Source organism: Streptomyces sp. (genome assembly GCF_035645055.1).
Lineage (GTDB): Bacteria > Actinomycetota > Actinomycetes > Streptomycetales > Streptomycetaceae > Streptomyces.
Genome location: NZ_DASQNH010000073.1, coordinates 21,866 through 39,802, shown reverse-complemented (window position 1 = coordinate 39,802; position 17,937 = coordinate 21,866). Strand labels below are relative to the sequence as shown.

At 73.2% G+C, this 17,937-nt stretch carries 16 protein-coding genes, 1 tRNA gene and 2 pseudogenes; 13 read left to right on the top strand and 6 right to left on the bottom strand.

The features are described from left to right. A pseudogene (locus VE614_RS24095) lies at window positions 1-365 on the top strand (ATP-dependent DNA ligase); the annotation flags it as partial. A gap of 172 nt (window positions 366-537) precedes the next feature. Here the strand turns inward: VE614_RS24095 and VE614_RS24090 are convergent. Continuing rightward, a tRNA-Leu gene (locus VE614_RS24090) sits at window positions 538-624 on the bottom strand. Window positions 625-823: 199 nt separating this feature from the next. Between VE614_RS24090 and VE614_RS24085 the strand changes: the two genes are divergently transcribed. From VE614_RS24085 to VE614_RS24075, 3 genes are all read left to right on the top strand, one after another. Beyond that, complete coding sequence (locus VE614_RS24085) at window positions 824-2,149, top strand: M20/M25/M40 family metallo-hydrolase (RefSeq protein ID WP_324940913.1); 1,326 nt, start codon at window positions 824-826, stop codon at window positions 2,147-2,149. Between the two features lie 157 nt (window positions 2,150-2,306). Further along, on the top strand, window positions 2,307-2,540 hold the full coding sequence (gene chpH / locus VE614_RS24080; protein ID WP_324940911.1) for a chaplin ChpH: 234 nt from the start codon (window positions 2,307-2,309) through the stop codon (window positions 2,538-2,540). 139 nt (window positions 2,541-2,679) lie between these two features. Continuing rightward, window positions 2,680-3,540 carry a chaplin gene (locus tag VE614_RS24075; protein WP_324940908.1) on the top strand — a complete coding sequence of 287 codons (861 nt, stop codon included), beginning with the start codon at window positions 2,680-2,682 and terminating at the stop codon, window positions 3,538-3,540. Between the two features lie 71 nt (window positions 3,541-3,611). Here the strand turns inward: VE614_RS24075 and VE614_RS24070 are convergent, their stop codons facing one another. Beyond that, on the bottom strand, window positions 3,612-3,800 hold the full coding sequence (locus tag VE614_RS24070) for a DUF5703 family protein (protein ID WP_324940905.1): 189 nt from the start codon (window positions 3,798-3,800) through the stop codon (window positions 3,612-3,614). 47 nt (window positions 3,801-3,847) lie between these two features. Here VE614_RS24070 and VE614_RS24065 point away from each other — a divergent pair, with 47 nt between their 5' ends. Further along, entirely contained in the window at window positions 3,848-4,534 is a 687-nt protein-coding gene (locus VE614_RS24065) for a hypothetical protein (RefSeq protein WP_324940902.1), read from the top strand. Between the two features lie 117 nt (window positions 4,535-4,651). On the opposite strand, the gene VE614_RS24060 is transcribed toward VE614_RS24065, so the two are convergent. Both VE614_RS24060 and VE614_RS24055 read right to left on the bottom strand, forming a co-directional pair. Next, entirely contained in the window at window positions 4,652-7,153 is a 2,502-nt protein-coding gene (locus VE614_RS24060) for a helix-hairpin-helix domain-containing protein (protein ID WP_324940899.1), read from the bottom strand. Beyond that, the gene (locus VE614_RS24055; RefSeq protein WP_324940896.1) at window positions 7,150-8,133 is read right to left on the bottom strand and encodes an aldo/keto reductase; all 984 of its coding nucleotides are present in this window, start codon (window positions 8,131-8,133) and stop codon (window positions 7,150-7,152) included. Before VE614_RS24055 ends, VE614_RS24060 begins: the two co-directional genes overlap by 4 nt. A 148-nt stretch (window positions 8,134-8,281) precedes the next feature. On the opposite strand from VE614_RS24055, the gene VE614_RS24050 reads away from it, so the two are divergent. Both VE614_RS24050 and VE614_RS24045 read left to right on the top strand, forming a co-directional pair. Further along, window positions 8,282-9,337, top strand: coding sequence for an LLM class F420-dependent oxidoreductase (locus VE614_RS24050; protein WP_324940893.1), 1,056 nt, complete (start codon window positions 8,282-8,284; stop codon window positions 9,335-9,337). 165 nt (window positions 9,338-9,502) lie between these two features. Then, a pseudogene (locus VE614_RS24045) lies at window positions 9,503-9,893 on the top strand (ferritin-like domain-containing protein); the annotation flags it as partial. Here VE614_RS24045 and corA read toward each other — a convergent pair. Continuing rightward, the gene (corA, locus tag VE614_RS24040) at window positions 9,871-10,866 is read right to left on the bottom strand and encodes a magnesium/cobalt transporter CorA (RefSeq protein ID WP_324940890.1); all 996 of its coding nucleotides are present in this window, start codon (window positions 10,864-10,866) and stop codon (window positions 9,871-9,873) included. The pseudogene VE614_RS24045 and the gene corA overlap by 23 nt on opposite strands. An 88-nt stretch (window positions 10,867-10,954) precedes the next feature. Here corA and VE614_RS24035 point away from each other — a divergent pair, with 88 nt between their 5' ends. The 4 genes from VE614_RS24035 to mshC all read left to right on the top strand — a co-directional run bounded on the left by VE614_RS24035 (window position 10,955) and on the right by mshC (window position 14,459). Beyond that, on the top strand, window positions 10,955-11,641 hold the full coding sequence (locus VE614_RS24035) for a histidine phosphatase family protein (protein ID WP_324940887.1): 687 nt from the start codon (window positions 10,955-10,957) through the stop codon (window positions 11,639-11,641). Window positions 11,642-11,725: 84 nt separating this feature from the next. Beyond that, window positions 11,726-12,316, top strand: a complete 591-nt coding sequence (locus VE614_RS24030) for a DUF3090 domain-containing protein (protein WP_086170408.1) — start codon at window positions 11,726-11,728, stop codon at window positions 12,314-12,316. Next, entirely contained in the window at window positions 12,280-13,098 is an 819-nt protein-coding gene (locus VE614_RS24025) for an SCO1664 family protein (protein WP_414719634.1), read from the top strand. The genes VE614_RS24030 and VE614_RS24025 overlap by 37 nt, the downstream gene beginning before the upstream one ends. Window positions 13,099-13,229: 131 nt before the next feature. Further along, window positions 13,230-14,459: a cysteine--1-D-myo-inosityl 2-amino-2-deoxy-alpha-D-glucopyranoside ligase gene (gene mshC / locus VE614_RS24020; RefSeq protein ID WP_324940879.1), complete on the top strand. Its 1,230-nt coding sequence runs from the start codon at window positions 13,230-13,232 to the stop codon at window positions 14,457-14,459. A 530-nt stretch (window positions 14,460-14,989) separates the two neighbouring features. Here the strand turns inward: mshC and VE614_RS24015 are convergent. Next, window positions 14,990-15,913 carry a PAC2 family protein gene (locus VE614_RS24015; RefSeq protein ID WP_324940876.1) on the bottom strand — a complete coding sequence of 308 codons (924 nt, stop codon included), beginning with the start codon at window positions 15,911-15,913 and terminating at the stop codon, window positions 14,990-14,992. A gap of 583 nt (window positions 15,914-16,496) precedes the next feature. Here VE614_RS24015 and VE614_RS24010 point away from each other — a divergent pair. Then, window positions 16,497-16,829 (top strand): metalloregulator ArsR/SmtB family transcription factor, encoded by a 333-nt coding sequence (locus VE614_RS24010; RefSeq protein ID WP_324940873.1) that lies wholly within the window; start codon window positions 16,497-16,499, stop codon window positions 16,827-16,829. A gap of 121 nt (window positions 16,830-16,950) precedes the next feature. Continuing rightward, window positions 16,951-17,820, top strand: a complete 870-nt coding sequence (locus VE614_RS24005) for a TIGR03620 family F420-dependent LLM class oxidoreductase (protein WP_324940870.1) — start codon at window positions 16,951-16,953, stop codon at window positions 17,818-17,820. Window positions 17,821-17,937 lie beyond the last annotated feature (117 nt).

Sequence of the window (17,937 nt, the reverse complement as noted above, 5' to 3'; positions counted from 1 at the left end):
GCGAGGTCGAGAGACGGGCACCGCAGGACGTGACGACGACGTGGTGGCGTCGGGACCGCGACCCCCACCTGGTCTTCGTCGACTACAACCAGAACGCGCGCGACCACACCATCGCCAGTGCCTACTCGGTGCGGGGAAACGCGCGCGGCACGGTGTCGACCCCCATCCGGTGGGACGAGATCGACGAGGTCGAGCCGGACGACTGCACGATCGCCACGGTGCCCGCCAGGTTCGCCGAGAACGGTGACCTGCACGAAGGCATCGACGACGCGGTGTTCTCGATCGAGAAGCTGCTGGAGTGGGCGGAGCGTGACGAGCGCGAGGGTCAAGCCGACCCAGGCGGCATCGAGGAAGGCGAGGCGTAGCCACGGCGACGAGGGCCGTCGAAGCCTGCAGCCGCGAAAGATCTGGTGTCCATGAGGCACCGGAGTTTTCGGGGCTCGGTGCCGACGAGCGAGCCGCACGACTGGGGATGTTTGTGAGATCAGCGCGGGGTGCGACCTGCCCCGGGGTTCGCCAGCCGTCCCGCCGACAAGGTGGTGTCCGGAGGGGGACTTGAACCCCCACGCCCGTTAAGGGCACTAGCACCTCAAGCTAGCGCGTCTGCCATTCCGCCACCCGGACAAGGTGTCTGTCGTGCGGGGCGGTTTCCCCCGCGGCGACGACGTAAACATTACCAGGCTTTCGGAGGTGGCTGATCACCCCCGGTCGGCGCCCGTCTCGCGTGAACGGCGTGTGACGGGCCGGGTCCGCTCTTGGGCCCCGGGGACCCAAGGAGGAGGATGTGGGGGAACCACCAGCGGCGACAGCGGGAGGAAGCAGCGTGAGCCAGACGGGCACCGGCCAGGGCGTCACCAGCGAGGACGAGGTCGTCGACCTCTGCAGCGAGCTGATCCGGATCGACACCAGCAACTACGGCGACCACTCCGGCCCCGGCGAGCGCAAGGCGGCCGAGTACGTGGCCGCCAAGCTGGCCGAGGTGGGACTGGAGCCGCAGATCTTCGAATCCCACTCCGGCCGCGCCTCCACCGTGGCCCGGATCGAGGGCGCGGACCCGTCCAGGCCCGCCCTCCTCCTCCACGGCCACCTCGACGTCGTTCCGGCCGACGCCGACGACTGGACCCACCACCCGTTCTCCGGCGAGATCGCGGACGGCTGTGTGTGGGGGCGCGGAGCCGTCGACATGAAGGACATGGACGCGATGACCCTCGCGGTCGTCCGCGACCGGCTGCGCAGCGGCCGCAAGCCCCCGCGCGACATCGTGCTCGCCTTCCTCGCCGACGAGGAGGCCGGCGGTACCTACGGCGCCCGCTACCTGGTCGACCGGCACCCGGACCTCTTCGAGGGCGTCACCGAGGCGATCGGCGAGGTCGGCGGCTTCTCCTTCACGGTCAACGAGAAGCTCCGGCTCTACCTCGTGGAGACCGCCGAGAAGGGCATGCACTGGATGCGTCTCACCGTCGAGGGCACGGCCGGCCACGGCTCGATGACCAACGACGACAACGCGATCACCGAGCTGTGCGACGCGGTCGCCCGGCTCGGCCGGCACAAGTGGCCGGTCCGGGTCACCAAGACCGTGCGGTCCTTCCTCGACGAGCTGTCCGACGCGCTCGGCACCGAACTCGACCCCGAGAACATGGACGAGACGCTCGCCAGGCTGGGCGGCATCGCCAAGATGATCGGCACCACCCTGCGCAACTCGGCGGCCCCCACCATGCTCGGCGCCGGCTACAAGGTCAACGTCATCCCCGGCCAGGCCACCGCGCACGTCGACGGCCGCTTCCTGCCCGGCTACGAGGAGGAGTTCCTGGCCGATCTCGACCGGATCCTCGGTCCGCGCGTGAAGCGGGAGGACGTGCACGCCGACAAGGCCCTGGAGACCGACTTCGACGGCCGGCTCGTGGACGCCATGCAGAGCGCCCTGAGCGCCGAGGACCCGATCGCGCGGGCCGTGCCCTACATGCTCTCCGGCGGCACCGACGCCAAGTCCTTCGACGACCTCGGCATCCGCTGCTTCGGCTTCGCCCCGCTCCAGCTGCCGCCGGAGCTGGACTTCGCCGGCATGTTCCACGGCGTCGACGAGCGGGTCCCGGTGGACGGGCTGAAGTTCGGCGTCCGGGTGCTCGACAGGTTCCTCGACGCGTCCTGATTTGCCCCGGTGAAACGAGACTTCACGTTTCGCCCGCGCGTACGACGGTGAACCGGGACAGGTGAATGCGCTCATAGGGTCGTAGCTCTATTACTCCCTCCTCGTTACTGGAGGTGTGATCCGGAACTTGGGATCGCATTGCCAACTAGGAGGAACAATGCTCAAGAAGGTCGTCGCCGCTGCCGCCGCCACCGGTGGACTCGTTCTCGCGGGCGCGGGCATGGCCGCCGCCCACTCCGGTGCCCAGGGTGCCGCCGTGCAGTCCCCGGGTGTCGTGTCCGGCAACGTCGTCCAGGTGCCCGTGCACATCCCGGTGAACGCCTGCGGCAACACCGTCGACGTGATCGGGCTGCTGAACCCGGCCTTCGGCAACACCTGCATCAACAAGTGACATCGGGCCTCGCCTCATGAGGGTCTGAGCCCTTCGGCCCCGGAGCGCGCGCCACGCGCTCCGGGGCCGATCGCTCTCCCGGTTTCTCATGACCGGTTCTCACGATCCGGTTCTGTCACGACGTCGAAGGGGATTCAGAATGCGACAGGCCACCCGCAAGGGCCTGATGACGGTGGCGGCCGCGACAGGGGTGATCGCCGCCGCGGGCGGCCACGCCCAGGCGCACTCGAGTGGGAGCGGCTCCGCCTCCCACTCGCCAGGAGTGCTGTCCGGCAACACCGTGCAGGCACCGGTGCATGTACCGGTCAACGTCTGCGGCAACACCGTGAACGTCGTCGGGGTGCTCAACCCGGCGGCCGGCAACTCGTGCGGCCATCACAGCGACGGCGGCCCGTCCGGCGGCCACGGCGACTCCGGCGGGTACGGAGACTCCGGGGGCCACAGTGGCCCCGGTGGCTCCGGTGGCGCGCACGCGGGCGGTCACACCTCCGACTCGCCCGGCGTCGGCTCGGGCAACCACGTGGAGGTGCCGGTCCACGCGCCGGTCAACGTCTGCGGCAACAACGTCAGCGTCATCGGCGTCGGCAACGCGGCCTTCGGCAACGACTGCGCCGACGGCGGCAGCGGCGGTCACACCGACCCGCCGGGAGGCGGCGGCGGGACGCCGCCGCCCGGCACCAACCCGCCGGGGACGACTCCGCCGGGGACCGACCCGCCCGGGACGACGCCGCCCGGTACGCCGGAGCAGCCCGGCAACCCCGGCAACCCGGTGGAGCCCGGAACCCCGGGCACGCCGCCCGAGACGGATGACGGCACTCCCGGCGGTGACGGCCCGGCCTCCGGCAACCGGCCCGGCGCCCAGTCCGTCACCCAGCCGGAGGCCACGGGCCGGCTCGCGGACACCGGCAGCAGCCTGCCGATGGGGGCCGCCGCGTCCCTCGGCGCGGGCGCGTTGCTCGCGGGCACCGTCCTCTACCGCAGGGCACGCGCCTCGGCGTGACGCATCGCACACGCCAGAAGAGCGGAGCGGGCCCCGCCGTCCGGCGGGGCCCGCTCCGCTTCGCTCTCAGCTCACCACGTGGCCCGTACCTGGCGGATGATCCGCCGGCGCAGCCGCACCTTGCGGCTGCCGTCACGCAGCAGGCTCAGGCGGTGCAACTCCCAGTGTCCGTACTCGGCATGGTCCGTCAGCAGACGTGTGGCGTCCTTGCGGGAGACCCCGCGCGGTACGTACACGTCGACAAATTCGTATTCCGGCATCGCATCTATTGTGCGTGCTGGGGCCTGGTACGGATAGCGTCTGCAGTATGTCTGATGCTGCGCAGCCCACCACCGCTGCCGAGGTACGCGCCGCCGCCGAGGCGGTCAAGACCGCGCTCGACCGCCATCTCGCCGCGGTCGAACGCCGGTCGGGGGAGGACGACCCGGCCGTCTACGAGGCGTTCAACCAGCTGGCCGCGGCCGCAGAGGTGTACGACGAACTGCTCTACGACCGCTACGACGAGGTCACACCCTTCGAGATCCCCGGCGCGGACGACTCCCTGCCGCCCTACGCGGGGCCCGAGGAACCGAGTGCGCTCAGTGTGCTGATCCGCCGCGACTACGCCGTGGCGGAACCGCAGCGGCTGCTGGCGCAGGCCCAGCGGATCGAGGCGGCGGACGGGGGCGCCGACAGGGACGCCGCGGAGACCGTCAACGGGGCGCTGGGTGTCCTGTTCGGCGAGTTCGAACCGGATGAGATCGCCTCCCGGCACAAGGAGTTCGGTCTCGAGGAGGCCGACTCCACGCTGTGGGTGACCGCCGCGGACGACCTCCCGGAACCCGGCGAGTGGCTGTCCGCCCCGTTCGACTCCGTGGACCCGACGCGGGTGGTCTGCCGCTTCGACGTCAGCGCGGTCTTCGACGAAGACCTCGACGACGACGCGGACGGCGTCGACCTCGATGAGGACGAAGACGAGGACGGGGATCTGGAGCCCCTGGACGCGGATCGCTGACCCACAGCACTGAGGCACAGCACTGACGCAGAGCACCGACGCAGAGCACCGACGCAGAGGACCGACGCGACGGCGGCCACCGGAAGCCCCGGTGGCCGCCGTGCCGTGTCCGCCGGGCTACTCGGCCGGGTCCGCCGCCGGGCGCAGCAGGTCGGGCAGGCGGGTGGTGCGCGGCTTGGCCAGACCCTCGGCGACGGCTCTCGGCAGGGCCTGCTCGACGCCGTGCACCACGGACAGATGGCGCTCGGCACGGCCGAAGGCGGTGTACACCCAGGGCCGGGTGAGGGTCTGGGCGGCGTCGCCCGGCAGCACCACGACCACCGCGGGCCACCGGCCCCCGACCGCCTGGTGCGCGGTCAGCGCCCAGCCGTGCCGTACGCACTGCTCCACCCGCTCACGCGGGACGACGACGGCCTCACCGGCGCACGACAGCCGCAGCCCGTCCGCGTCGGCCCCGACCACACGTCCCGGGAGCGTACGGCCGGGCGCGGGGGAGTAGGCGACCCGGTCGCCCGGATCGAAGCCGCCGAAGCGCCCGGGGCCGGGATTCAGCCGCTCCTTCAGCGCGGCGTTCAGCACGCGGGTGCCGGCCGCGCCGCCGTGCCCCGGCGTGATGACCACCGTCTCCTCGGCGGGCACGCCGATCGCCCGCGGCACCGAGTCGGCGACCAGCTGCACCGTCCGGTGCACGGCCTCGCCCGCGTCCCGCACCGGCACGATCACGACCTCCTTGGCGGGTGCGTCGACCTGGGTCAGCTCGCCGATGCCGATCCCCGACACCAACTCGCCCAGCGGACCGGGATCCGGGCGCCGGGAGGCGATCTGCGGCACCCGGCGCGCCGCCAGCAGATCGGCGAAGACCCGGCCCGGACCGGCCGACCACAGCACCGCCGGGTCTCCGGACAGCACCAGCCGGGCCCCGTCCGGCAGGGACTCGACGAGCGAAGCGCCCGCCTCCACGTCCAGCTGCGGCGCGTCGAGCACGATCAGCAGATCCAGGTCCAGCGCCCCGTCGGCGTCCCGCCCGGGACCTTCGGCACCGGACAGCAGGCCCGCCAGGGTGGCGACCTGGGCCTGCGGCGCGAACCGGCCCCGGCCCAGGGGGCTGTGGACGGCGGCCCAGGCCCGCAGGCCCAGCTCCCGCGCCGCGTCGAGCAGCTCCGCGGCCTCGGCGCGCGCGGCCTCCCCGCCCGTGTGCAGCACCAGGCCGTGCCCGGCGACCGCGCGGACCAGCTCGGCGGTGGAGCCCCGGGCCGCGGCGGCGGCCCGCTCCCAGTCGGCCCCCGAACCGTCCTGCTTCGGCGCCGAGTCGATCAGCCGCGCGAGACCGTCGGCCAGGCTCTCCTCGGCCAGCGCGTACCGTTCCAGACCGACCAGCACCCGCACGGGCTCCGGCGCGGCCTCGTCCTCCTCGCCCGCCGGCGCCTCCTCGGGCTCCGCCGGCTCCGCCAGCCCGTCCTGGAAGGCCAGCAGCTCGCCCTCGGCCAGGGCGCTCTGCACGGCCGCGTCCGGATCGGGCACGCCCCGCTGGGCCAGGGCGGCGGTCAGCGCCGTCATCTCCAGCGCGGTGTGCCCGGCCAGCGCGGCCTGCTCCAGCAGCCAGACGGTGACCGCCCGCAGCCGCCGCTCGTCGTCGGGTCCGCATTCCGCGCCGAGCAGTGCCCGCGCGAACCCGTCGGCTTGCTCGGGGCGCACCCCGCCGACCCTCAGCAGCAGCCACGGGTCCGCCCGCAGCCGCTCCTCGGCACCGTCGCCCAGCGCGGCGGCGACCTGTGGCGCCAGCGCCCCGGGCGCACCGCCCTCGGCCAGCACCCGCCGGACCGCGTCCACGGCCTCGGCGGCGGGCGCGGCGGCGACCGCCGGGGTCACCGGCTGGGTGCGCCGCACCGGCTCCGGCGCCGGGCGCCGCACCGCCGTCTCGGGCTCGGCGAACACCGCGGACACGGGCTTCTCCCCGCTCTCCACGGCCCGCACGGCGGCGAGCAGATCGGCGGCCTTGCCGCTCAGCTTGGTGCCGGCTTCGATGGGCCCCTTCTTCTCCGCCTTGCGCCGCTCGATCCGCTCCCGTTCCAGCCGCTGCGCCGCCAGCTCCGCCTCGGCCTCGGACACCCGAGCCGCCTCGGCGCCGTCCGTCTCGGCCGACGGTGTTCCGCCGGCCTCGCCGACACCGGACGCGTGAGCCGGGCCGCCTTCCTCAGCCTGCGCCGGGCCGCTCTCCTCAGCCTGCGCCGGGCCGCTCTCCTCGGCCTGCGCCGGGCCGGCCCCGTCAGCCTCAGCCGACCGCCCTCCGCCGGCCCCGTCGGCATCGGCCGCGTGAGCCGGGTCGGCCCCACCGACCTGTGCCGGGTCGGCCCCACCGGGATCGGACGCGTGAGCCACGTCGGCCTCGGCCGCCCGCACCCCGCCGGCCCCCTCCCCCTCGGCCCCGGAGTCCCGCGTCCCAGCTCCCTCGTCGGTTCCGGTCCCGGAGCCCCGCGCCCCCGCTTCCTCTTCGGTCCCGGTCCCGGAGCCCCGCGCCCCCGCCGTCTCCTCGGCCTCGTCCCCGGGGATGCCGCGCTCCGCCTCGGCGCCCGGCGTCTCCTGCGCGGCGTCCTCGGTGGTCTCCGGCTCCGTGCTCACAGCGTGCTCCAGTCGTGATCGGGATAGCGGTGCACGGGCGCCGACACATCGTCGAGCGCCCGGCAGATCTCGTCAGGAAGACTAAGCGCCTCCACTGACAATGCCGCCGTGAGCTGCCGCGCGTTGCGCGCGCCCACGATCGGCGCGGTCACGCCGGGCCGGTCCCGGACCCACGCGAGCGACACCTGCAACGGCGTCACCGCGAGCCCGTCGGCCGCCGTCGTGACGGCGTCGACGATCCGGCCGGCCGTGTCGTCGAGGTAGGGCTCCACGAACGGCGCCAGGTGATCGGAGGCGCCCCGCGAGTCCGCGGGCACGCCGTCGCGGTACTTGCCGGTCAGCACGCCCCGCCCCAGCGGCGAGGAGGGGAGCAGCCCGATGCCCAGGTCGATCGCCGCGGGCAGCACCTCCCGTTCGACCCCGCGCTGGAGCAGCGAGTACTCCATCTGCGTACTGGCCAGCCGGGTCCGCGTACCCGGCGCGGCCAGCTGCCAGGTCGCCGCCTTGGCGAGCTGCCACCCGCAGAAATTGGACACTCCGGCGTACCGCGCGCGTCCGCTGCCGACCGCGAGATCCAGCGCCTGAAGCGTCTCCTCCAGCGGCGTCGCGGGATCGAAGGCGTGGATGTGCCACAGGTCGACGTAGTCGGTTCCCAGCCGCGCGAGAGAGGCGTCGAGCGCGGCCAGCAGGTGCCCGCGCGACCCGTCGAACCGCCGGTCGGGATCGGGCACGCTGCCGGCCTTGGTGGAGATGACCAGGTCCCGCCGCGGCACCAGCCCGTCCATCAGACGTCCCAGCAGATATTCGGCCTCCCCGTTCCCGTACACGTCCGCCGTGTCGACGAGCGTCCCGCCGGCCTCCCAGAACGTCTTCAGGAGGTCCGCGGCGTCATGCTCGTCCGTGTCCCGGCCCCAGGTCAGGGTGCCAAGGCCGATACGGGACACGCGCAGGCCGGTGCGGCCGAGATGCCTCTGCTCCATGTCCGCCGAGATTACTGGCCAGAACTGGTGCCGTGGGTTGCCTGTGGACAACCCATTTCCCTGCCCCCGGCCAGGCCCGCGTGCCCCGGCCGCCCACCCGGTAGGGTCACCCCCACAAGGGACGTTACTGATCAGTAAGGGGATGGTCATGCAGCTCGGCATCAACCTCGGCTACTGGGGCGCCGGAATGGACGCGGACAACCTCGCCGTCGCCCAGGAGGCCGACCGCCTCGGCTACGCGGTCTGCTGGGCCGCCGAGGCCTATGGCTCGGACGCCGCGACCGTGCTCAGCTGGGTCGCCGCCCAGACCACGCGGATCGACGTCGGCTCGGCCATCTTCCAGATCCCCGCCCGCCAGCCCGCGATGACCGCGATGACCGCCGCCACCCTGGACTCCCTCTCCGGCGGCCGCTTCCGCCTCGGCCTCGGCGTCTCCGGCCCCCAGGTCTCCGAGGGCTGGTACGGCGTCACGTTCGACAAGCCGCTCTCCCGCACCCGCGAGTACGTCGAGATCGTCCGCAAGGCCATGAGCCGCGAACGCCTCACCCACGACGGCGAGCACTGGACGCTGCCCCTGCCCGGCGGCCCCGGCAAGCCCATCAAGCTCACCGTCCACCCGCAGCGCGAGCACATCCCGCTGTACATCGCCGCGATCGGCCCCAAGAACCTGGAGCAGACCGGCGAGATCGCCGACGGCGCCCTGCTGATCTTCCCCTCCGCCGACCACCTGGAGGAGACCGCGGTCAAGCACCTGCGCGCGGGCCGCGAGAAGGCCGGCAAGACCCTCGACGGCTTCGACGTCTGCCCGACCCTTCCGCTCGCCGTGGGCGACGACAAGGACATCCCCGCCCTCGCCGACACCTTCCGTCCCTACACCGCCCTCTACGTCGGCGGCATGGGCAGCTTCAAGCAGAACTTCTACAACCGGCTCGCCCAGCGCATGGGCTACGAGCGGGAAGCCGCCGAGATCCAGGACAAGTACCTGTCCGGCGACAAGCAGGGCGCCGCGGCCGCCGTCCCGCACGACCTGATCGACAAGACGACCCTGCTCGGTTCGGTCGACCGCATCGCCGACCGGATGAAGGCCTACGCCGAGGCCGGGGTCACCACGCTCACCCTCGCCCCCGCGGGCTTCACGCTCGACGAGCGGATCGCCTCGCTCCGGGCGGGCACGGAGGCCCTGGAGCGGGCCGGCCTCGCCTAGGGGAGCGGCGTAGAGGATTTCCGCGGCCGTGGTGGGGGCTCGGGGGGTCTACCCCGCCACGGCCGTCACGCGGAACAACGCGCCGCCGCGCGCCCGGTTACGCCTTCGGCGCACGCCGGCGGTCCTTCTCCCGGCGGAGCCGCGCGAGAGACCTGTTGCGGCGCGGACACCGGCCGCGCGGTACGGACGATCTCCGACGACGAGGACACCCACCTCGCCTGCTGCCGCGAGGAACTGCTCCGCCTCGCCCACGCCGGCCACGGCCGGATCATCCAGCACACCCTGCGGGCGGGCGGGCGCGCTCGCCGCGATCCGCGTCCACCGGGACGTCAGCCTCGCCGTGACGGCCAGCGCGGGCCGCGTCCTGGGCCGGCCGAGGGCCGAGTACGCGGTGCTCGCGGCCGGCATCCGCGCGGTCCACGCGTACGAACGGCTCGGCGGCCGGCGGCGCATGGTGCCGCTGCGGACGCCGGAACACCGCGACGCCCTCGGCGGCCCCGCGGCGGCGGCCCCGGAGTTCGCCCGAGGGCCCCTCACAGCCACCCCCGCCCCTTGAACAACCGGTACAGCATGACCTCCAGGACGGCCATCGTCACGATCACCGCCGGATAGGACCACGTCCAGCGCAGCTCCGGCATGTGCTCGAAGTTCATGCCGTAGATCCCCGCGATCATCGTGGGGACCGCGGCCATGGCCGCCCACGCGGAGATCTTCCGCATGTCGTCGTTCTGCCGCACGCTCATCTGCGCGAGATGCGCCGACAGCACGTCGGACACCAGCCGGTCCAGTCCCTCGACGGACTCGTTCACGCGTGTGAGGTGGTCCTGGACGTCCCGGAAGAAGGGGCGCGCCTTGTCGTTCACGAACGGCACCGTCCCGTCGAACGTTCCGCTCCCCGCGAGCCGGGTGATCGGCAGGGCCAGCGGGCCGCTGGCCCGGCGGAACTCCAGGATCTGCCGCTTGAAGGTGTAGATCCGCGACGCCGTGTGCCGCGAGCCGCCCTGGTCCGGCGAGAAGACCTCCGTCTCCAGCTCCTCCAGGTCGTTCTGCAACTCGCCCGCGACCTCCAGATAGTGGTCGACGGTGGCGTCGGCGATGGCGTAGAGCACCGCCGTGGGTCCCTTGCCCAGCAACTCCGGCTCGTGCTCCAGCCGTCGCCGGACGGCGGCCAGCGGGGCGCCCTCGCCGTGCCGCACGGTCACCACGAACCCGTCGCCGAGGAAGACCATGACCTCCCCGGAGGACACCGTGTCGCTCTCCGGCTCGTACACCACCGGCTTCAGCACCAGGAACAGCGAGTCGTCGTACACTTCCAGCTTGGGCCGCTGGTGGGCCTTCAGGGCGTCCTCGACGGCCAGCGGATGCAGCCGGAACTCCTCGCTGACATGGCTGAACTCCCGCTCGGTCGGCTCGTGCAGGCCGATCCACACGAAACCGCCCCCGGTCCGCGCCTCGTCGAGGGCGTCCGAGAAATCCTCGGGCCCCTCCGTCCGATGTCCGTCCCGGTAGATGGCGCAATCCACGATCACTGAGCGCTCTCTCCTTTCGCCGCCCGGCCACTGCGCCCGGCACGCGGGTGTACGCCTACCCTGGGCGTGTACGCCTACCCTGGGCGCCATGCCCACGCTGATCCTCGTCCGGCACGGACGTTCCACCGCCAACACCGAGGGACTGCTCGCCGGCTGGACGCCCGGCGTGCGGCTCGACGAGCGCGGCGCCGAGCAGGCCGCCGCCCTGCCCGCGCGGCTGGCCGCGCTACCGCTCGCCGAGGCCGTCACCAGCCCCCTGGAGCGCTGCCAGGAGACGATCCGGCCGCTGCTCGACGCCCGCCCCGGCCTGACCGCGCACACCGACGAACGCATCGGCGAGTGCCACTACGGCGACTGGTCCGGCCGCAAGCTCGCCGAGCTGAAGGACGAGCCGCTGATGGAGGTCGTGCAGGCGCACCCGTCGGCCGCCGAGTTCCCCGGCGGCGAGTCGATGCGCGCGATGGCCACCCGCGCCGCCGAGGCCGTACGCGAGTGGAACGCGCGCGTGGAGCGCGATCACGGGCCCGACGCGGTGTACTTGATGTGTTCGCACGGCGACATCATCAAGTCGCTCGTCGCGGACGCCCTCGGACTTCATCTCGACCTCTTCCAGCGGATCAGTGTGGAACCGTGTTCCATCACCGCGATCCGTTACACCCGCACGCGACCCTTTCTCGTCCGCCTCGGCGACACCGGCGACTTCGCGTCCCTGGTGCCGCGCGAGGAGCCGCCGGCCGAGGACGCGACCGTCGGGGGTGGTGCGGGCGCACCGTGATCGTCGGCCGCAGTAGGGTGAAGCGGTCAGTCGGTCCGCAGTCGATGCCGATCCACTAGTCCAGACGATTCCAGGAGACAGGACGTGTCCCGTCAGGTGTTCCTCTACGACCCACCGGACCGTTTCGTGGCCGGCACGGTCGGACTGCCCGGGCGCCGTACCTTCTTCCTCCAGGCCACCGCCGGCTCCCGGGTGACCAGCGTGGCGCTGGAGAAGACGCAGGTCGCCGCGCTCGCCGAGCGCATGGACGAACTCCTCGACGAGGTCGTACGGCGCAGCGGCGGCAGTGCCGCCGTGCCGGCCGTCGCCCCCGCCGAGATCACCGACACCGCCCCGCTGGACACCCCCGTCGAGGAGGAGTTCCGGGTCGGCACCATGGCCCTCGCCTGGGACGGCGAGGAGCAGCGCATGATCGTCGAGGCGCAGGCCCTGGTGGAGCTGGACGCCGACTCCGACGAGGACCTGGCCGAGGCGGAGGAGCGGCTGCTCCAGGACGAGGAGAACGGCCCGCCCATGCTGCGGGTGCGGCTGACCGGCGCCCAGGCCAGAGCCTTCGCCAAGCGCGCTCTCGATGTCGTCAACGCCGGCCGGCCGCCCTGCCCGCTGTGCAGCCTGCCGCTCGACCCGGAAGGACACGTATGTCCGCGCCAGAACGGATACCGCCGCGGAGCATGACGTCGGCGGACCTGCTCGCCGAGGGCGAGCTGACCGTGCGCGGGCGCATCCGGGACGCCTCCAACGCGGCGCTGTACTGCACGGTGACCCACGACGGGCAGGAGACGGCCTGCGTCTACAAGCCGGTCGCCGGGGAGCGCCCGCTGTGGGACTTCCCGGACGGCACGCTCGCCGCCCGCGAGGTGGCCGCCTATCTGGTCTCCGAGGCCACCGGATGGGGCCTGGTGCCGCCGACCGTGCTGCGCGACGGCCCGTACGGCGAGGGCATGGTCCAGCTGTGGATCGAGGCCGTCCCCGACGCCGAGCTGCTGGCCCTGGTCGAGGAGGACGAGCCCGGGCCGGGCTGGAAGGCGATCGGCCTCGCCGAGGTGGGGGAGGGACGCACCGCGCTGCTGGTGCACGCCGACGACACGCGGCTGCGGCGGCTCGCCGTGCTCGACGCAGTGATCAACAACGCCGACCGCAAGGGCGGCCATCTGCTCCCCGCCGCCGGCGGACGGCTCTACGGCATCGACCACGGCGTCACCTTCAACGTCGAGAACAAGCTGCGCACCCTGCTGTGGGGCTGGGCGGGGGAGTCCCTCACCGAGGAGGCCGTCACGGTCCTCGGCGGGCTCCGGGAGCAGCTGAAGGAGGGCACCGCGCTCGCCGAACGCCTCGCCGGGCTGATCACCCCGGCCGAACTGGACGCCACGCGCGCGCGGGTCGACGCGCTGCTCACCACCAGGATCCACCCCGAGCCGGGCGGCGAGTGGCCGGCCATCCCCTGGCCGCCGGTGTGACGGACGTCTCCACCGCGCCGGGGCCGGAACGCCGGGGACGCACATCGGCCGGGCCGCCGCAAGAGCGCCTTCCAGGCCATATGACCTGGTCCGGTTCGTATACGGAACTCCAGTCCGGTTAGGCTCAAGGCATGCATGCCTGGCCCGCTTCCGAGGTCCCCGCCCTGCCTGGTCAGGGCCGCGACCTGAGGATCCACGACACCGCGACCGGCGCTCTGGTCCCCCTCGATCCCGGTCCCGTCGCCCGTATCTACGTCTGCGGCATCACCCCGTACGACGCGACCCACATCGGTCACGCGGCGACCTACAACGCGTTCGACCTCGTCCAGCGCGTGTGGCTGGACACCAAGCGGCAGGTCCACTACATCCAGAACGTCACCGATGTCGACGATCCGCTGCTGGAGCGGGCGCAGCGCGACGACATCGACTGGGTGGCGCTCGCGGAGAAGGAGACCGCGCTCTTCCGCGAGGACATGACCGCCCTGCGGATGCTGCCGCCGCAGCACTACATCGGCGCGGTCGAGGCCATACCCGGCATCGTGCCGCTGGTGGAACGGCTGCGGGACATGGGCGCCGCCTACGAGCTGGAAGGCGACATCTACTTCTCCGTCGAGGCCGACCCGCACTTCGGCCGGGTCTCGAACCTGGACGCCGCCGCGATGCGGCTGCTCTCCGCCGAGCGCGGCGGCGACCCGGACCGGCCGGGCAAGAAGAACCCGCTCGACCCCATGCTGTGGATGGCCGCCCGGCCCGGCGAGCCCAGCTGGGACGGCGGCACGCTCGGCCCCGGCCGCCCCGGCTGGCACATCGAGTGCGTCGCCATCGCCCTCGACCACCTCGGGATGGGCTTCGACGTCCAGGGCGGCGGCTCCGACCTCGCCTTCCCGCACCACGAGATGGGCGCCTCGCACGCCCAGGTGCTGACCGGCGAGTTCCCCATGGCCAAGGCGTACGTCCACGCCGGCATGGTCGCCCTGCACGGCGAGAAGATGTCGAAGTCCAAGGGCAACCTGGTCTTCGTCTCCCGGCTGCGCCGCGACGGCGTCGACCCTGCCGCCATCCGGCTCTCCCTGCTCGCCCACCACTACCGGGCCGACTGGGAGTGGACCGACCAGGTGCTGCGGGACGCCGAGGCCCGGCTGGAGCGCTGGCGGTCCGCCGTCTCCCGGCCCGACGGGCCGAGCGCCGACGCGCTGGTCGAGGAGATCCGCGAGGCGCTGGCGAACGACCTCGACGCCCCGGCCGCGCTGGCCGCCGTGGACCGCTGGGCCGACCTCCAGCACGCGCGGGGCGGCGAGGACACCGGCGCCCCCGGTGTCGTCACCCGCGCGGTGGACGCGCTGCTCGGCGTGGCGCTCTGACGGCCGTCCGGGGCGCCGCAGCGGCGGCGCCCCGGGCCAACTCGCCCGCCGGGGAACGAAATCGAGGAGCGGGTGCCCTCCGCCCTGTGATGGGGTGGAAGCGTCTTGCTGACCGTTCGGCCGGCCGTTCGGTCCGGCCCTCACGGCAGGACGCACCGTGGCACCCAGGGACCGTGACGTACCCCGGCGCAGACTCCTCACCACGACCGCCGCCCTCACCGGGACGACGCTGCTCGGCTCCACCGCGCACGCGGCCGGGACCGGGCCCGCCGCCTGGTCCGCCCGCTCACCGCTGCCCGCCGGTTTCCGGCCCGAGGGCATCGCCATCGGCGCGGCTCCGTACGCGTACTTCGGATCGCTCGCCAACGGCGACGTCTGCCGGGTGAGCCCGGCCACCGGGCACGGCACGATCGTCCGCGCGCTTCGACGTGGAGCCCCCGGCCCCGGACACCGACTACGACGCGGTGGCGGTGGCCCGGGTGTGAGAAAGGGCGGTGCGGACATGCGCACCGCCCTCCGTCCACAACCGCTCAGTCCTCCGGCGATTCCCCGTCGTCCGTGCCCGGCTTCGGCGGCATCGGCGGGCGGGTGCGGTCCCCCGGAGCGTCCCGGCCGCCGTCCCGGCGCCGCAGATACCGCTCGAACTCGCGCGCGATCGCCTCGCCCGACGCCTCCGGCAGCTCGGCGGTGTCCCGGGCCTCCTCCAGCGTCTGCACGTACTCGGCCACCTCGCTGTCCTCGGCGGCCAGCTGGTCCACGCCGACCTGCCAGGCGCGCGCGTCCTCGGGCAGCTCGCCCAGCGGGATGCGCACGTCGATCAGGTCCTCCAGGCGGTTCAGCAGCGCCAGCGTCGCCTTCGGGTTGGGCGGCTGCGAGACGTAGTGCGGTACGGCCGCCCAGAGCGAGACCGCCGGAACGCCCGCGTGGGTGCAGGCCTCCTGGAGGACGCCGACGATGCCCGTCGGTCCCTCGTACTTGGTCTCCTCCAGGTCCATCCGGCGGGCCAGGTCCGGATCGGACGTGGTCCCGCTGATCGGGACCGGACGTGTGTGCGGGGTGTCCCCGAGCAGGGCGCCCAGGATGACCACCAGCTCCACGCCCAGCTCATGGGCGAACCCCAGCAGCTCGTTGCAGAACGAGCGCCAGCGCATGGACGGCTCGATCCCGCGCACCAGCACCAGGTCGCGCGGCTTCTCGCCGCCGATCCGGACCACCGACAGCCGGGTCGTCGGCCACGTGATCCTGCGCACGCCCCCGTCCATGAACACCGTGGGGCGGTTCACCTGGAAGTCGTAGTAGTCCTCGGCGTCCAGCGCCGCGAAGACCTCGCCCTTCCATTCCCGTTCCAGATGAGCGACCGCGGTGGAGGCGGCGTCGCCGGCATCGTTCCAGCCCTCGAACGCGGCCACCATGACTGGGTCGATCAGCTCGGGAACCCCCTCCAGCTCGATCACCCAGTGCCTCCTTCCGACGTGCCCTCGCTTGACGTCCCAACCTTACGGCGTGCGGCGCGGGCGCCCGCAGCCCCCTTGCACGGGGGAGTGAACGGATCACTGCCCCGATCGCCACCGCGGAACACCCGGCGATCCGTCCGAGCCGTCAGCCCCTCTCGTCCACCGTGGCCTCCACAGTGTCCCGCAGGCGTCGTTCGGTCTCCGCGATGTGTCCCGTGGCCCAGGCCCGGGCCGGATCCGGGCCCGGGCGGCCGGCCCGGACCGGCCGTCGAAGCGGGCGCACAACACCGCGTTGCCGGACGCCCGCGCGATGTCCCGGTGGAACTCCGGGGCGGTGGCGACTAGTTCTTCCACCAGGGGGGCGCCGAGCGCGTCCAGCCGGCCGGCGAGCGCGTCCGGCCCCCGTTCGCCGATACGGGCCTCCGCCGGCGCCGTGGCGGCGTATCCGGTCCCAGGATGCGCCGCACCGCCTGGCGCCGAGGCCCGTACGGCCTCCCGCAGGGAGTCGCGGGACAGGCCGGGTCCGGCGGTGACTTCGGATGACTCCGGTCGTGATGGAGGCCGCCGCCTATACTCCGGAGCCATGGCGGACGCAGCGATCTCACCGGACCCGGAGCTGGTCGACGCGCTGCGCGCGCTCTCGAACCCCGTGCGGTTGCAGCTGCTCCAGTGGCTGCGGGAGCCCGAACGCCACTTCCCGATGGAGGCCGCCATCGCCGACCCGGCGGAGGTCGGGGTGTGCGTGAGCCACATCCAGGCCAAGGCCGGGCTGGCCCAGTCGACGGTGTCGGCGTATCTGGCCGAGTTGCAGCGGGCGGGCCTGGTGCGGGCGACCCGGATCGGCAAGTGGACCCACTACAAGCGGGACGAGGGGCGCATCGCCGCGCTCGTCGAGCAACTGGGCCGCACTCTCTAGTCGCCGAAGTGCCGTTCGCCTCGCCGGGCTTGGCTGTTGCGCTTCATATCGAAGATCTGCGATATTCCGATGTGTGCGGGACGGATGAACGCACACGAGCGAGCGACCACGAGGGGGACCCATGAGCGGGATCGACGGCCTGGACCTGGGAACGTTCGGCATCTACACCTTCGACTTCGAGCACCAGCCCGCCGGGCGGATGCGCGAGTCCGTACAGGAGCTGGAGGAACGGGGCTGGCGGGCCCTGTGGTTCCCCGAGGTGGGGCGGCGCGAGGCGCTCACCCTCGCCGGCCATCTGCTCGCCGCCACCGAACGCCTCCACATCGTCAACGGCATCGCCCAGATCTGGGCGCGCGACGCCGCCGCGGCCCAGGCCGGAGCCCTCCTCCTCGCCGACGCCCACCCCGGCCGGCACATCCTCGGCCTCGGCTTCGGCGGCCGGCCGCGTCCCGGTGTCAAACCCCTCGCCGCCATGGCCGCCTACCTCGACGAGATGGACGCCCTGGACGCCCCCGCGCCGAAGACCCCCGTGCGCCGCCTGCTCGCGGCCTACGGCCCCAGGATGCTGGGACTCGCCCGCGACCGCACGGCCGGGGCCCACACCTACCACGTCAGCGTGGCCCACACCGCCGATGCCCGCGCGATCCTCGGCCCGGACGCCTTCCTCGGCGTCGAGCACGCCGTCCTGCTGGAGACCGACCCGGACAAGGCCCGCGCGCTCGCCCGCGAGCATCTGCACCCCTACCTCGACACCCCCTACAACCTCGCCAAGTTCCGCAGGCTCGGCTACACGGAGGACGAACTCACCGGCGGCGGCAGCGACCGCCTCGTCGACGACCTGGTCTTCTGGGGCGAGCCGGACGCCGTCGCCGCCAAGCTGCGCGCCCACGTCGAGGCGGGCGCCGACCACGTCGCCGTCCAGGTCATCGGCACCGCACCGGGCGCCTCCTCCCTCCCGGCCTGGCGCCTGCTCGGCGACGCCCTGCTGTAGCCGCGCGGGCATGGCGAAGGGGGCGGCTCCGTCGGCGCGGAGCCGCCCCCTTCGCCGGTCCGGCCCCCCGGTGCGGAGGGGGCCGTTCCTCGGGTGCCGGCAGCGGTCAGGGAGGGG

Coding starts and splice junctions, on each gene's coding strand:
- VE614_RS24075 (WP_324940908.1), top strand. CDS start 2,680: ATGCGACAGGCCACCCGCAAGGGCCTGATGACGGTGGCGGCCGCGACA.
- VE614_RS24025 (WP_414719634.1), top strand. CDS start 12,280: ATGTCCGCGCCAGAACGGATACCGCCGCGGAGCATGACGTCGGCGGAC.
- VE614_RS24055 (WP_324940896.1), bottom strand. CDS start 8,133: ATGGAGCAGAGGCATCTCGGCCGCACCGGCCTGCGCGTGTCCCGTATC.
- VE614_RS24065 (WP_324940902.1), top strand. CDS start 3,848: ATGTCTGATGCTGCGCAGCCCACCACCGCTGCCGAGGTACGCGCCGCC.
- VE614_RS24005 (WP_324940870.1), top strand. CDS start 16,951: ATGAGCGGGATCGACGGCCTGGACCTGGGAACGTTCGGCATCTACACC.
- mshC (WP_324940879.1), top strand. CDS start 13,230: ATGCATGCCTGGCCCGCTTCCGAGGTCCCCGCCCTGCCTGGTCAGGGC.
- VE614_RS24070 (WP_324940905.1), bottom strand. CDS start 3,800: ATGCCGGAATACGAATTTGTCGACGTGTACGTACCGCGCGGGGTCTCC.
- VE614_RS24010 (WP_324940873.1), top strand. CDS start 16,497: ATGGCGGACGCAGCGATCTCACCGGACCCGGAGCTGGTCGACGCGCTG.
- VE614_RS24035 (WP_324940887.1), top strand. CDS start 10,955: ATGCCCACGCTGATCCTCGTCCGGCACGGACGTTCCACCGCCAACACC.
- VE614_RS24050 (WP_324940893.1), top strand. CDS start 8,282: ATGCAGCTCGGCATCAACCTCGGCTACTGGGGCGCCGGAATGGACGCG.
- chpH (WP_324940911.1), top strand. CDS start 2,307: ATGCTCAAGAAGGTCGTCGCCGCTGCCGCCGCCACCGGTGGACTCGTT.